This window comes from Paenarthrobacter sp. YAF11_1, from assembly GCF_052113445.1.
GTDB lineage: Bacteria > Actinomycetota > Actinomycetes > Actinomycetales > Micrococcaceae > Arthrobacter.
The window spans coordinates 437,365-452,405 of record NZ_JBFRDF010000004.1; the positions used below are offsets into that span (position 1 = coordinate 437,365).

Genomic DNA, 15,041 nt, shown 5'->3' on the forward strand with positions numbered 1-15,041 from the left:
CAACGTAGGGAGGGTGTGTTGTGGGGCCTGCTCTGCGCCCCTCATCCTAGGAGTGCCGCGCAGAGCGGGCCTCGCAACGCGAACGCTCGACGGCGATGGTCGCCGTCGAGCGTTGCCGTCCCCCAGGGGTTGGCTACTTCAGCCGGGCCGCGAGATCTTCCCCAACAGCGAAGGCGCGGGTGATCGCGGAACCAAGGGTGGCGCCGCCCCCGGGGTAGTTGTTGCGGAAGACCCCGGCCGAGACATTGCCGGCCGCGTAAAGTCCCGGGATGGTCTGCTGCCGATGGTCCAGCACGCGGCCACTGAAGTCCGTAGCCAACCCGCCCGACGTACCGAGCACGCCTGCCCGGATGGGAACGGCGTAGAACGGAGCGGCCAGCAGGGGTGCCAGGCAAGGATTGGGGGTGTTCCCGGCATCGCCCAGGAAGCGGTCCTGGGCAGTGGCGCCCCGGCCGAGTTCCGTGTCCACGCCGAGAACCGCGTCGGCGTTGAACCGCGACACTGTGGCATCGAGACCGGCTGGATTGATGCCTACCTCCTTGGCCAGGAGTTCCAGGGTTGGCGCGGACACCATCCACTCAGCAGGTTCGCCCGGGACGGAGCCAGCCACCGGGTACTTGGCCAGATAGTTTGCATCAAACACCAACCACGCCGGATTGTTCTGTTGCCTGCCCGTATGCGGGTTGATCGACGCGAAGACCCTGCTGGCGTCGTGATAGTTCAGGGCCTCGTTGACGAAGCGTTTGCCTTCACTGTTCACGGTGATGGATCCCGGAAGCGTCATTTCCACGTTTCCCATCCGCCCGGACTGCTGACCGTCATACTGATGGGCTGTCGTCGAAATCACCGGAACGCCCCATACTGCAGACATGTCCTCCACAGCCGCTCCGGCCTTGAGCCCCAGTTCCAAGCCGTCGCCCTCGTTGGATGGAGCACTGATGGGCGTCACCGGATACGGCAGGAACGCGCTGCGAAGCCGCGGATTCCATTCGAACCCACCAGAGGCAAGCACGACGGCGGTCGCGGCCACGTGCGTCCCACCGCCGCCGAGGCGCACGCTCCACCCGGCGCCGGATGACGACAAGTCCTCCACAGGGCTGGACACCACAAGGTGCACGCCCCGGTCCACGGCGCTCGCCACCAGGCTCCCCACCAGCGCACCGCCCATGGTCCGGATCCCCGTGGACGCACGGTGTTCCAGCAGCATCGGATCAGCGGCACGGCCGTTGAGTTCATCGCGTTCGGTCATGGTGAGCAGCGGGAAGTACGACGACGGCCGAATCAGCCCCGAAAGGCCGGGGTAGTCCTGGGGATCGAACGCGTTGTTGTCCAGGCCGCGGCCACCGTCCGCGGACCCTTTCCATTCCATGTGGTAATCCGGGCGGGCAATGGGAACCATGGACACTTTGGTGTTCCGGTTCAGGAAGTCCACAGCCCGCGGCGCAGTGGCCACGTACCATTCAATTTCCTGGGCGGTCATCACGTGGCCGGCTGCTTCCGTAAGGTAAGCGACGCCGTCGGCATGGCTGTCCTGGTAGCCGGCAGCCTTGGCGAGATGGTTGTTCGGTGCCCACATCACGCCGCCACCGGCAGCCGTGGTGCCGCCCAGCAGCGGCGCTTTCTCCACCACCAGAACGCTCAGCCCGGCATCGGCAGCACGGACTGCGGCCACCAGTCCGGCGGCGCCACTGCCCATGATCACGACGTCGTAGCTTGCGTTGAGTTGTTCGGGCGCCGTGAGGATTGAGGTGCTCACGCGGGGGTTCCCGCCGGCATCTCGATGACGATCTTGCCGATCTTCTCGGTGCGTCCCTGCATCAGTCGGTACGCCTTCTGCACCTCCGCAAATGAGAAGCGGTGGGTCATGAGGGCGCGTGCCTGTTCGGGGTGGCGGGACAGCAGGGCGAGCCCGTCGGGGATGAGGTTGAGGCTCATGCGACTGCCCATGAGATCCAGTTCCTTGTAGGGGATGTCCTTCATGGAGACGTTGGCCTGCCGCGGCGAGATGCCCACTTGGACAATCCTGCCAGCGCTGGCAACCAGCCTGATGGCGTTCTCCAAGGAGGAAGGAACTCCAGTGGCTTCGATGACCAGTTGCGGCCCGTACCCATCGGTTATGGAGTCCAGACGCAAAGCTTGGTGTTCATCCGGGAAGTCGCTTCCCGGCCTCACCAACAGGGTGTCCGCGGCACCGAACTCGACTGCAAGATCCAATCGGTGCTGCTCGGTGTCGGCGCAGATCACCCTGACTCCAAGCTCCGTCAGGTACAGGGTGGCCAGCAATCCGATGGGGCCGCTCCCCAATACCAGCGCGGTTTCGCCGGGCTCGGGCCGGCCACGGTTGACGGCTTGCATGGCGATGGAGGCGGGTTCGCCCATGGCGGCGATGTCCAGAGGGAGTTCCTCGGGAACGGGGCACAGCTTCTGCACCGGGACGCTGATCAGTTCTGTGAGTGCCCCATCCGAGTAGCAGCCCAGGCAGCCCACGTTTTGGCAGACGTTGTACCGGCCGGTGAGGCACGGGCGGCACTCGCCGCAGTAGATGATGGGGTTGACGGCAACGCGGTCGCCGATGCTGATGTTCTGGTCAGCGCCGATCCCGGAGCCGCCAAGGCGGGGGCCGCCGGGGCTGGTTTCGTCGGGCGCCAGGGCCTCCACTACGCCGGAAAACTCGTGGCCTTGGATCAGTGGGAGTTCCGTGGGGTAGTCGTCCTCCCAGATATGGAGGTCGGTGCCGCAGAGGGTGACGTTGTGGACCCGAACCAGGGCGTGGCCCGGTTCAAGGGTGGGCTCAGGAGAATCCCGAAAAGCAATGGTCTCCTTGGAGACGGTGATCGCGGACAGCACTGGTTGACCTCAGTTCTGCGCGGCTGGCTGCGCGGCCTCAGCGCCGAAGAAGATGTTCCACTGCCGCACGGTCCGTTCCTCAATGAGCCCTGCCTGATGGAACGGGTCCTGGTCCATGAGGGCTTCGACGTCGGCTTTGGTGTCACCGGCGATGATCAGCAGAGCGCCTGGTGATTCCTCCGGGCCGAAAGGGCCGCTCTTGAGGAGGCGCCCGCCGTCGAACTGGGCTTTGAGGAAGTCCACGTGGACGGGACGGACTGTATCCCGGCGGGCGGACGTCGAGTCGGAGTAGGCGTAAGTAACGGCAAACGTGGCCATGAGGTTGTCCTCTTCATTGAGTGGGTGGGGCTTTCCTCAATGCTGGGCAACGCATTAGGTCTTGTCCAATACTTAGTTAATCTCTCACCATGTGCAGAAAATACATAGTGAACTAGTCCGCGGGGGTTGGTAGCACGTTCTCAGCCACCTGGAGTGCCGCCCGGACGGCAGGCGACATGGCGCCCGGGTTCCAAGCGAGTCCTGAAAACAGGAGGACGTCGTCGCCTTGAAGCGGCAGGAAGACGATGCCCGCAGGCATGATCCCTTCAATGGACTCCGGCATCAGGCTGATGCCCACGCCACCGGCCACCAAGGAAAGTGCCGTGTAAGGATCGGAGATCTCCTGGCTGATCTTGGGGCGGAACCCGGCGGCAGCACACGCGGCGAACGTGACCTCACGAAGCGTGGACCCCTGCGCGGCAGGCATGGTGATGAACGGATCACCGGCCAGCTCGGCCAATTCCACGGAGGCTTGTCCGGCCAGAGGGTGGTCTGCCGGCAGGGTTACCCCCAGGCGTTCAGTGGCAATCCGGCGGGTGGCCAGCGACGGCGCGTCGATGGGAAGGCCGATGAAGGCGAGGTCCAGTGCACCGTTGCCCAGCATGTGAAGTGCCTCCTGGGTCAGCAAACCCCCATGAAGTGTCACGTCGAGTTGGGGGTAGCGCTGCCGCAAGGCCCGCGTCAGCGGAGGGAGCGTGGCGTGGTTCAGCGCACCCGAGAAGCCGATGGCGAGCTTGCCGTAGATGGTCCCGGTTCCGGCGCTGACAGCCCTGCGTGCCAGGTCCACTTCGTCCAGGATTTTGCGGGCGTGCGGCAACAGGGAATGCCCGGCCGTGGTCAGCGTGACGGACCGGGTGTTGCGTTCAAAGAGCGGTGCACCCAGGCCCTTTTCTAGCTTCTTGATGGTTTGGCTCAACGGCGACTGGGCCATGCGAAGCCGTTCCGCCGCCCTGCCGAAGTGCAATTCCTCGGCTACTGCCAGGAAGGCCTCAATTTGCCGCAGTTCCACGTTGCCTCCCGGATTGTCGCGCTTCAGTGCAAGGCTATATTGGGTTTTGAGGTCCGGGGTTGCGACGGCCGGAAAGTACTACGGAGGCATCATGGCCAACTCGGCGTCGGGGGAGTCCGTGATCGAACGCGTCGTGAAGATCATGGATGCGTTTTCCAAAGGCCAGCCGTGGCTTCCCTTGAAGGACATGGTCCGGATCACCGGCATGTCCCGCAGCACAGTGCATCGCCTGGCCATGGACTTGGCGGCGAACGGGCTCCTGGAACGCAATGCGGCCGGCGAGTTCGGTGTCGGAATGAAGATGTGGGAACTGGCCTCCCGCAGTAATCCCTTGGAGGAATTCCGGCGCCGCGGTTTGCCGTTCCTGGAAGGTGTCCACGCGGCCGTGCGGGAACACGTGGCCCTGTCCATTCCGGACGTGGAAACCAACAGTGTGCTTTACCTCGAACGCCTCGACAGGCATGGAACGGTCATGAACCTGGCCCAGGTTGCCGGTCGCCTGGACATCCACACCACGTCGTCGGGCATGGCCATGATGGCGCACATGCCGGGCTGGGTGCAGGACCGTTTCCTGGCAGGAAAGCTGGAGAAGACCACGGAGGCAACGGAGGTGGACCCTGCCAGGACCAGGAACCACCTCGCCCAGATCCGCGAGCGTGGCTATGCACGTTTGGTGGGTGTCCTGGTTGAGGAGAACACGGCCTATTCCGTGCCGGTGTTTGGCCAGGGCCAAGCCGTCATAGGTGCCATTTCGGTCGTCGTGCCTTCAGTGGACGAAGACGCCGGACTGATACTCCCGGTCCTGGTGGCCGCGGGCCGCGGCTTGTCCCGGACCATGGGTGCCGAGCGCCGGCCGTACGGCTCCCGTCCGTGGTTGTCCCAGCAGGCCCCTGAGTAGTCAGGCAAACAGAGCTGTCCCGTTCAACGGGAAGTTTCCCCGCGCCGTGTGACCTGGGTCCTACAGTCGATTCCAGAGGAACAACCGCCTGTGATCTGGAGCACAGCTATGGGGGTCGTTATCAACGGCCACCGGGCGGGCTGCACAACAAAGCAGCAGCCGGCGGTTTGGGCCTCGTTCAATTCTTTGCCGGGCAAGGCACCATGGCGGTGCCACTTCCCGCGGCACTCAATGAGGAGACAGTATGGGACACGTGCAGCAGCACTCGCCCTCGGACGTCAACAATGCGGCCTCGCCGCTTGGAACAGAGCCGGGTGGAACAGCGCCGGGTGGAACAGCCCCGGTTGACCACGTCAAAATGCCCAAGAAGGCGGCACTCGCCTCCTTCCTTGGATCCACCCTGGAGTACTACGACTTCTTCATCTACGGCACTGCCGCAGCCCTGATCTTCCCCAAGATCTTCTTCCCCGGCGGTGACCCCGTAGTGGCATTGCTCGGAGCCATGGCGACGTTCGGCGTGGGCTACCTTGCCCGGCCACTCGGCGGATTGGTGATGAGCCACTACGGTGACAAGATCGGCCGGAAACAGGCGCTGATGGTCACGCTGGTGATCATGGGCGTCGCCTCCATCGGCATCGGATTCCTGCCCACCTATGGACAAATCGGCTACTGGGCAACGGCATTGTTGCTGGTGGGCCGGCTGGCCCAGGGCTTCTCTGCCGGCGCTGAGGCCGCAGGTGCCTCGACCCTCACCATGGAACACTCACCCGAAGGCCGCCGCGCGTTTTTCACCAGTTTCGTGATGACCGGATACGCCTCGGGAATGGTGCTGTCCACCATCGTCTTCATCCCGCTGGCAGCCCTGCCCGAGGAGCAGCTCCTCAGCTGGGGCTGGCGGGTACCGTTCTGGCTCTCAGTAGTGGTCCTTGGAGTGGCTTACTGGATCCGGACGCGGCTGGACGAGCCGCCGGTGTTCGAGGAAATCGTGGAGCATGACAAGCCCAAGGCCATACCCGCCGTGGCAGTCATGAAAACCCAGTGGCGCGACGTCCTGCGCGTTGGCGTGGTGATGCTGTTCTCGGTCATGCAGACCACCTTCACCGTGTATGCCCTGGCCTACGCCACCGGCCCCGCAGTAGGCATCGACCGCACCCTCATGCTCACCGTGAACGCAGTAACTATCGGCTTGTCCATGGTGACCATCCCCATCTCGGCCATGATCTCGGACCGCATTGGCCGCAAGAAGGTCCTCCTGGTGGGCGCGGTCGGTTGTGCACTGACTACGATCGGCTATTTTTGGGCGATCAGCGAGCAGAACATCGCTCTGATCTTCCTGTTCGGTTTCCTGAACATGACGGTCTTCTACTCCTGCTGGAACGGCGTGTGGACGGTGTTCTTCCCCGAGATGTTCCCCGCGGCGGTCCGTTACTCCGGTATGGCGATCGGCAGCCAGATCGGCCTGATCCTGGCCGGCTTCGCACCGGCCATCGCAACGCTGCTGGCCCAGCCCGGACCGAACGGCTGGTGGCCTGTAGCGGGCTTCACCATCCTGTGCTTGGTGGCCTCGGCCATCGCCATCATGACGGCCCGGGAAACCTACAACGTCCCGTTGGAGGACCTCGGCAAGCCGCGCAGTTCCCTCAAGTAGCTACGACACAAGCAGAACGCAACGCACGACGCCGGGCGGCAGCTCCCAGCCGCCCGGCACCGTCCCTTACCTTCACATCCAAGCAAACGACTCAGCCAAGCAACCGACTCATATGCCCCGAAAGTTGGAACACCCCATGACTTCGCCAGCACCGGCAGCCCGCACCTTCCGCGTAGGAATCGCGGGTTGCGGCGCCATTTCCCGCAACCACCTGGAAGCTTTCACTGCCTTGGACAACGTCCGGATTGTGGGCGTCTGCGATGTCGACCCGGACCGGGCCTCGGCAACAGCAAAGAGCTGGGGAATCCCGCATGCGGTCACCAGTGTGGACGAACTCCTCGCCCTGGACCTGGACATCGTTTCCGTCTGCACTCCGCACCCCACCCACGAGGACGTGGTGCTGAGGGCTGCCGCAGCAGGCGTCAACGTTCTCTGCGAGAAACCCATCGCTACCAAACTGGAGTCTGCCGAACGCATGGTGGCGGCGTGTGAAGATACCGGAGTCCAGCTGGGGGTCCTTTTCCAACGCCGCTTCTGGCCGGCGTCGCAGAAGATCCGCACCGCGATCGACGACGGCACACTGGGCAAGGCGATCATGGCCCAGTGCTCGATCATGCTGCACCGCGCCCCGGAGTATTACAACCGGGACGCCTGGCGTGGCACCTGGGAGAATGATGGCGGCGGGGTCCTGATGTCCCAGGCCGTGCACCAAATCGACCTCCTCCAGTGGTATCTGGGGGACGTGGCCGAGGTCTACGGGAAGGTCAACACCTACCGCCACGGCGACTATATAGAGGTAGAAGACTCCGCGACGGCCGTGATCACCTTCACCTCCGGAGCAATGGCAACATTAGAGGCCTCCACCGCGGTATCGCCCAACCTCGGAATCCAGCTCCGCATTACCGGCGAAACGGGGGCTTCGGCTTCACTGACGGAATTTCCGGAAGGCAGCGATGGCCGACTGGACCTGTGGGCGGTGGGTGAGCGGATCGTCGTCGAGCCTGTCCATCCTGAAGGCGTTGAACCGAACGTTGACCTGTCCGTCATCAACGGCCAGCTGATTCCGTTCCACAAACTGCAGGTCAAGGACTTCGTGCATGCGCTGGAAACCGGCACCGAACCGGCCATCACGGGCAAGGACGCGCTGAAATCCTTGCGGATCCTGCTGGCAGTCTACGAATCCTCACGCACCGGCCAACCAGTCCGCTTCGCCGCAGTACAGCCCACCCACGCAGCCATTCCCGAGCTGCGCGGCCGGGAAAAGGTGGCTCGCTGACCATGCTTTCAACCACGCCCGCAGCGGGAATGCCACTGACCTTGGGCCGCAACGGCCGGACCCCCACGACACTCCGCAACCGCCTCGCATCGGCCCCCATGGAACGTAACTACGGCACCACGGATGGGCACATCACCGAGCAGTACATCGACTACCTCGTGACCCGCGCCAAGGCCGGCCTTGGCATGGTGACCACCGAAGCGACGTATGTCCGCGCCGACGGCAAGGGCCGCACGCACCAACTCGGCCTTCACACGGATGACATGATCCCCGGGCTCCGCCGCCTCACCGACGCCTTGCACGCCGAAGGTGCGCTGGCCGCCGTCGAACTCAACCACGGTGGCCGCACCGCGCAAACCGCGGTGTCCGGGTTCAAGAACCTCGCGCCGTCGCCGGTTCCGTGCCCGACGGCGGGCGGCGAGGTTCCGCGGGAACTCACCGCAGCTGAATGCTACGAACTCGTGGCCGCCTACGCTGCTGCGGCGAAACGCGCTGTGGCTGCAGGCTTCGACGTCATCAATCTCCACGGCGCCCACGGTTACCTGATCCACCAGTTCATGTCGCCCATTTCCAACCACCGCACGGACCAGTTCGCGGCGCCGGAGGTCTTCATGAACCTGGTTATCGATGCCGTTCGCGAGGCGGTGCCGGACACGATCGTGGGCATGCGGGTCTCCGTGCTGGAAGGTCCGGCCGACGGCATCAGCGCCGAACAACAAGTGGCCATCATCGGAAAAGCCCACCTGGACAAACTCGACTTCCTGGATCTTTCCGCGGGCAGCTACGACGCCGGCGAATGGATTGTCCAGTCGGGGGAGTGGAAGCCCGGAATCCTGTCCGACTACGCCCAGGCCTACCGCCAATTCGGTCTCCCCTTGGGTATGGCCGGACGGCTCAACAGCCCGGAAGTCATTGAAGACGTCCTCTCGAAGGGCACCTGCGACTTCGTGAGCCTGGCGCGCGCCATCCATGCCGATCCTGCTTTTGTTGTCGGCGTGCTGCGCGGCGGACGCTACCGGCCGTGCATCGCGTGCAACGTCTGCATCGACAACCTGGGACTCGGACAAGTCACCTGCACGGTCAACCCTGCCGTGGGGCGTTCGCGTGTACCCGTTTCAACTCCGGCCGTCCGCTCCGCCTCGCGCGTGCTGGTGGTGGGTGCCGGACCCGCCGGGCTCACCGCAGCCCGCGAACTCGCCGAAGCCGGCGCCCGCGTCACACTCGTGGACGACGGCGGGCGGCCGGGCGGGCAGTTCGCCCTCGCCGAGCGCATGAAGTCCACGCCCGACTTCCACCGTTTTGCCGACTGGTCAGCCTCGGAAAACGAGCGCCTCGGCGTGGACGTCCGCTTGGGTACCCGCGCCGACACGTCCGACGCCGGAGCGTTGGCCCGCGATTTCGGGGCCGACGCAGTGGTCATCGCTACTGGTGGTCGTCGGCCGGCGGCTGGGTTTGTTGGCAGTGATTCACCGCGTGTTACCGATATTCGGGACTGGCTCGCGAAGCACCCGGAGATCCTCGACGGCGGTTCGCCGGTTTCGGAGGCTGGCGCAGCCCATTCGGCTGGCACGTTGGGTTCGGCTGGCACGGCACCGGAGGCTGTGACCATCTGGGGTGCTGATTCCGTGGCCATGAGCGTGGCCGATACCCTCGCTTCGCAGGGGACCGCTGTGCTGATCATCGGACCGCAGGAAGCGCTGGCCCCAGAGTCGGGACGTCGCGCCAAGATCCTGGCTGTGCCGCGCCTTGAGGCCAATCCTCGTGTGCGGATCCTCCTGTCCAGCACCATCGAGGAGTTCGACGACGGCCGGGTACGCATCAGCCGTTCCGGCATGGGCGAGGAGTGGATCGACGCCCCGGGGGAGCTGCTTGTTTCCCGCTCCGTGCTGCCGTTGGACGGACCACTCACTGTGGAGCAACGGGAAGCGGAGCTCAGCCGGTCAGCGTCCATTCCTGTCGCAATGGCCGGAACCGTCGTCGACACTGCAGCGGCCATTGTGTCCAACGCGGTCAAGAGCGGGTACGACGCCGCTCAGCGGATTGCTGCTGCTTTGGCTGCCCGTGCTGACACTGATGGTGCCGAGACTGATGGTGCCGAAGGCGCTGGAACCGTGTCAGATCGCCGGAGCTTTCCGGTGATCTCGCAGCGGACCGGCGATCCCGCTGCTCCCGGGGCCTCTTCCCCTGTTGCCATTCCACCCCTCGGCACCCCAATACGCCGGCTCGGACTTGCGCAGCTTTCACTTGTGGGAACCGCGCCCCCGGATCTGGTGACAATCGCCGCTGAGGCCGGGTTCGACTTCATCGGCGCACGGGTGCGTCCAGTGACACCAACTGAGCGTCCGTACAACCTACAGCCCGGCTCGCCCATGCTTCGCGAAACCCTGGCTCGAATGGACGACACGGGGATCACCGTTGAAGACATCGAGTTCCTGCTTCTGGACGGAACCGGCCTGCAGAATGGCGCCGATCAACGCGAAGCATGGCTGCGCATGATGGAGGCGGGCCAAGCGCTGGGAGCGTCCACGCTGACTGTCGCTTGCGCGGATCCGGACCTGGACCGATTCGGGGACCACCTCGCGCAGATGACGCAGGACGGCAAAGCGTACGGGATCGTCCCTACGCTGGAGCCCATCGCTTATCAGGCCGTCCGATCGATCCCGCAGGCTGTGGAACTCGCGGACCGTGCAGGCTGCAAAATCGTGGTGGACGCCCTCCATGTCAACCGCTTCGGCGGCACGTGGGCCCACCTCGAGGATGCCGCGGACCTGGTCCCCATGATCCAACTCTGCGACGGTCCGGCCATACCGCCGGCCAGCAGGGAAGGGCTGATCCTTGAGTCCCGCTCGGAGCGCGGTGTGCCCGGGGAAGGCGAATTCGACCTCCCGGCCCTGCTCGCGTCGTTCCCCGGGGACATCCCCGTCAGCGTCGAAACCCCTTCCGGAAGCAGAGTGGCCGCCATGGGCGAACTCGCTTGGGCCAAACAGCTGAAGGCAGCAGCCACCTCAGTCCTCACCACCCCCGCATTTACCTGGAGCACCACATGAACAGCACCCCGAACCTTCCCACCCTTGACTGCGATGTCCTCGTCATTGGTTCAGGAGCCGGAGGCCTCGCTGCGGCAGTGACAGCGGCCTACCACGGGCTGAAAGTCATCGTCGTGGAAAAGTCCGGAGTCTGCGGCGGCGCAACGTCGTGGTCCGGTGGCTGGGCGTGGGCCCCCGGTAACCCACTGGCGAAAGCCGAGGGCGTCAACGAAGACAAAGAGTCATTCCGGACCTACCTCCGCGCCGTCCTGGGCGACGACTACCGGGAGCAGAACGTGGAGGCCTTCCTCGAGGCTGCCCCGCACATGGTGGGGTTCTTCCAGGAAAAGACGTCACTGCAGTTCGTTCCGGGCAGCAGGATCAACGACATCTACGGCAACCTCCCAGGCGTTGGCACGGGAAACCGCTCTGTAGGCCCCAAACCTCTCAACGCCCGGACCATCAAGCCGGCTGTGCGTGCCAAGATGCGTCATCAGCTGTACGAGACATCCTTCCTCGGCATGGGCATCATGGCAGGGCCGGACCTCAGCAAGTTCCTCTCAGCATCACAGGGAAACCTCAAAGGGATCTTCCACGCGGGGTGGCGCTTCGGCTTCCACCTCCTTGACCTGCTCACCCACCGCCGCAACATGCAGCTGGTCAACGGCACGGCGCTCACCGGCAGGCTCATGAAGTCCGCAGATGACCTGGGCGTCGACATCCGCGTCTCCACCCCTGCCACGGCGTTGCTCAGCGACGACAACGGCAAGGTGACCGGCGCCGTCGTACGTTCCCCGGAAGGCGAGCTCCAGATCAACGCGGGCCGCGGCGTCGTGCTTGCCACCGGCGGTTTCCCCAACGATATTCGGCGTCGCAAGGAATTGTTTCCCAAGACGCCTACCGGCCGGGAGCACTGGACGCTTTCCCCGCGCGAGACCACGGGCGATGGCATCACCCTGGCCGAATCAGTGGGAGCCCGTTTCAGGACCGACGTGAAGTCGCCGGCTGCGTGGTGTCCGGTGTCGTTGGTGCCGCACCGCAACGGCCGGACCGGTGTGTTCCCGCACATCATGGACCGGGCCAAACCTGGCAGCATCGGTGTCCGTTCGGATGGGAAGCGGTTCGTGAACGAGGCCAACGGCTACTACGACTACGTTGAGGCACTCATCGCAGCGACGCCGGAAGGGGAGACCGTGGAGTCGTGGCAGATCGCGGACAGTCGGTTCGTGCGTAAATTCCCGCTGGGAATGGCCAAACCGCTGCCCGTCCCGTTGTTCCCCTACCTGCGTTCCGGGTACCTCCTCAAGGGCCGGACGCTGGAAGAACTTGCCACGAAGTGCGGCATAGACCCTGGCGGGTTGCGCCGCACTGTGGCGGGGTTCAACGCCAACGCACGCGACGGCGTCGACCCCGGGTTTGGACGTGGCGGGACAGCCTTCAACCGCTACGGTGGCGACCCCACCAACCGGCCGAACCCGTCACTGGGGCCCCTCGAGAAAGGTCCGTTCTACGCGGTGCGGGTAGTGCCGGGCAGCTTCGGTACCTTTGCGGGGGTCGACACGGATGGCTGGTCACGGGCGCTCAACAGCGGCGGCGACCCCATCGAGGGCCTGTACGTCGCCGGCAACGACCAAGCCAACGTCATGGGCGGGCACTACCCCGCGGGCGGCATCAACTTGGGCCCGGCGCTGACGTTCGGGTACATTGCGGGCCGGCACCTCGCCGGCGTGGACAGCTACGAGGACGACGGCACACGCGCTACCGTCCCGTCAGGCGCGGAACCGCGGGCACCGTGGTGACGGGTGCCGGGGCCGGAGGGGGAGCAGGTGCCGCGAAAGGCCCGCTTGGGTAGAGGGACGTGGCCTCCACCATGTAGTTGGCCCACTGCGGGCCTGCGATCATGTAGCCGTCCAAGGACTTGTAGAACTTCCCGTTGATGGTGACGTTTTGCCCAGCGCGCTGCTGACCCGCGGTGGTATCTCCAAAGAACGACGCCGTGGCGAGGGTGGTGGTGTAGCCGGCCACCCACGTCGCTCCGTTGTTGTTGGACGTGCCGGTCTTGGCGGCAGCAGGAACCTTGGTGTGGACCCTGGGCTCAATCCACACGCCGGACCCCATCTTGAGGACATCCTGCAGGACTGCATTGACGCCACGGGCTACGGCCGGTTTCACCGCCTCCCGGCACTCGGGCGTTTGGGCTTCGAACTGGCGGCCCTGGGCATCGCTGATCTCCGTGATGGCAAGGGGCGCGCAGTACGTGCCGTCGTTGGCGAAGGTTGCGTAGGCACTCGCAAGGACCAAAGGCGCCACGCCGATGGAGCCCAGCAGGTTTCCGATCTGGTGCATGTTCACCGGGGCGTTGTCGAGGCCGCTGTGCAGGCCCACTGTGTCCACCATTTTCTGGATGCCGCAGAAGTCCAACTGTGCTGCCGTAGCGAACGTTGCGGTGTTGATGGAGTTGTAAAGGCCGTAGTTGATGGGCATGGCACGGTAGTAACCCACATCGTTGTTCTGCAGGTCGTCGTCGGCGCCCAGGTTCTGTGCCTTCTGGGCGGAGCTGTAGCCGCCCATCACCCTTCCGCAGCTGGACCGCCAGGGGAATCCAACGGGGTAGACCCTGCGTGAGGCGTCAACCACGGCTGTAGGGTTTTTGCCTTGGTTGAGCCATTCGGCATAGATGAACGGCTTCATGGTGGACCCGGGCTGGAAACCACCGGCCCCGTTGAGGTCGTAACCGTTCTCGTCCTTGGCATCCACGTTGAAGTTCAATTGGGTGTCGTACTTTCCTTCCTGCGGCACGAAGACCGTGTTCTGCGCCATGGCCAGGATCTTGCCGGTACCGGGCTGCACGGTGGTCATGGCCGCGCCCCACTTGTCCGGATTGTCCCCGGCCGAGGCGTCCACTTGGGCCTGGGCAACGGCTTGGAGCCTGCTGTCCAGGGTGGTGGTGATGGTGAGGCCACCCCGGTAGAGCAGGCGCTCGCGCTCGTTGACGGTGGAACCATAGGTCTCGTCATTGAGGATCAAATGGGAGACGTAGTCACAGAAGTAGGTGGCGATCGCTGCTCCCGCGCACCCCTGCCGTGAGGGCGTGATGTTCAGTTCTACGGGTGTTGCTACTGCCACTCCGTGGTCCACTGCCGTGATCTTGCCTTGTTCCACCATCCGGTCCAGAACGAGGTTGCGCCGGTTCACCGCCGCCTCCGGGTCAACGGTGGGGTCGTAAATGCTGGGACCGTTGACCAAGCCCGCAAGGAGCGCCGCTTGCGGCAGGGTCAAGTCCTTCGCGGACGCGCTGAAGAAATAGCGCGAGGCAGCTTCAATACCGTAGGCATCCCGGTTAAAGAACACGATGTTCAGGTACCCCTCAAGGATCTGGTCCTTACTGAACCGCTTCTCCAATTCGAGGGCGAGTTTGACCTCGCGGAGTTTGTCTCCCATGGTTTTCTGGCCGCTGAGCACCACCTCTTCAGGACGGCCCTCGGACAGCCGCGACTCGTTGAGCACGTTGGTGACGTATTGCTGGGTCAGCGTGGAAGCCCCTTGCCGCGTGCCTTTGGTGAGGTTGGAGCTCAACGCCCGGATGATGCCCTGCGCGTCCACGCCGGCGTGATCGTAAAAGCGGCTGTCCTCGATCGCCACGATGGCTTCCCGGATGAACGGCGACATCTCTTCCAGGGGAACCTTGACGCGGTTTTCTGCATAGAAAGTGGCGATGTGTTGCCCGTCTGCGGACACCACAGTGCTCGAAAGTGAGGGCGAATCGACGTTCAGTTCGCTCGGCAGGTCTTCATAGAATCCAATCGACCCGCCCACGGTGGTGCTGGTGAACGCCACCACGGGGACCACCAGCCCGGAGATCAGCACACCGCAGAGGATGCTCACCAGGAAGTACCCGAAGACCCTGAGAAGGACCTTTCCGAGACCTATTTTTGGACCCTTGTTCTGCGCCATTTTTCGTGCCAATCCGTCGGGATGTCAGGCTGAAAAGTAGCTACAGAATACGTCCGGCAACGCGG

At 64.3% G+C, this 15,041-nt stretch carries 10 protein-coding genes; 5 read left to right on the plus strand and 5 right to left on the minus strand.

What is annotated here, in order from left to right; genetic code table 11:
* Positions 1 to 133 precede the first annotated feature (133 nt).
* From AB4Y77_RS09640 to AB4Y77_RS09655, 4 genes are all read right to left on the minus strand, one after another.
* Positions 134 to 1,756, minus strand: coding sequence for an FAD-dependent oxidoreductase (locus AB4Y77_RS09640; RefSeq protein WP_442013750.1), 1,623 nt, complete (start codon positions 1,754 to 1,756; stop codon positions 134 to 136).
* Positions 1,753 to 2,847, minus strand: coding sequence for an alcohol dehydrogenase catalytic domain-containing protein (locus AB4Y77_RS09645; RefSeq protein ID WP_442013751.1), 1,095 nt, complete (start codon positions 2,845 to 2,847; stop codon positions 1,753 to 1,755). The genes AB4Y77_RS09640 and AB4Y77_RS09645 overlap by 4 nt, the downstream gene beginning before the upstream one ends.
* Positions 2,848 to 2,856: 9 nt before the next feature.
* Positions 2,857 to 3,165, minus strand: coding sequence for a YciI family protein (locus tag AB4Y77_RS09650; RefSeq protein WP_442013752.1), 309 nt, complete (start codon positions 3,163 to 3,165; stop codon positions 2,857 to 2,859).
* A 112-nt stretch (positions 3,166 to 3,277) separates the two neighbouring features.
* A complete protein-coding gene (locus AB4Y77_RS09655; RefSeq protein WP_442013753.1) occupies positions 3,278 to 4,174 on the minus strand; it encodes a LysR family transcriptional regulator in 897 nt (298 codons plus the stop codon).
* Between the two features lie 91 nt (positions 4,175 to 4,265).
* Here AB4Y77_RS09655 and AB4Y77_RS09660 point away from each other — a divergent pair, with 91 nt between their 5' ends.
* The 5 genes from AB4Y77_RS09660 (at position 4,266) to AB4Y77_RS09680 (ending at position 12,821) form a co-directional block, all read left to right on the plus strand.
* Positions 4,266 to 5,072, plus strand: a complete 807-nt coding sequence (locus AB4Y77_RS09660) for an IclR family transcriptional regulator (RefSeq protein WP_442013754.1) — start codon at positions 4,266 to 4,268, stop codon at positions 5,070 to 5,072.
* Between the two features lie 244 nt (positions 5,073 to 5,316).
* Positions 5,317 to 6,720 (plus strand): MFS transporter, encoded by a 1,404-nt coding sequence (locus AB4Y77_RS09665; RefSeq protein WP_442013755.1) that lies wholly within the window; start codon positions 5,317 to 5,319, stop codon positions 6,718 to 6,720.
* A gap of 136 nt (positions 6,721 to 6,856) precedes the next feature.
* Complete coding sequence (locus AB4Y77_RS09670) at positions 6,857 to 7,996, plus strand: Gfo/Idh/MocA family protein (protein ID WP_442013756.1); 1,140 nt, start codon at positions 6,857 to 6,859, stop codon at positions 7,994 to 7,996.
* A gap of 2 nt (positions 7,997 to 7,998) precedes the next feature.
* The gene (locus tag AB4Y77_RS09675) at positions 7,999 to 11,043 is read left to right on the plus strand and encodes an FAD-dependent oxidoreductase (RefSeq protein ID WP_442013757.1); all 3,045 of its coding nucleotides are present in this window, start codon (positions 7,999 to 8,001) and stop codon (positions 11,041 to 11,043) included.
* A complete protein-coding gene (locus AB4Y77_RS09680) occupies positions 11,040 to 12,821 on the plus strand; it encodes an FAD-dependent oxidoreductase (protein ID WP_442013758.1) in 1,782 nt (593 codons plus the stop codon). The genes AB4Y77_RS09675 and AB4Y77_RS09680 overlap by 4 nt, the downstream gene beginning before the upstream one ends.
* On the opposite strand, the gene AB4Y77_RS09685 is transcribed toward AB4Y77_RS09680, so the two are convergent.
* A complete protein-coding gene (locus tag AB4Y77_RS09685) occupies positions 12,781 to 14,976 on the minus strand; it encodes a transglycosylase domain-containing protein (RefSeq protein ID WP_311215234.1) in 2,196 nt (731 codons plus the stop codon). The two genes, AB4Y77_RS09680 and AB4Y77_RS09685, sit on opposite strands and share 41 nt — an antisense overlap.
* Positions 14,977 to 15,041: the final 65 nt, after the last annotated feature.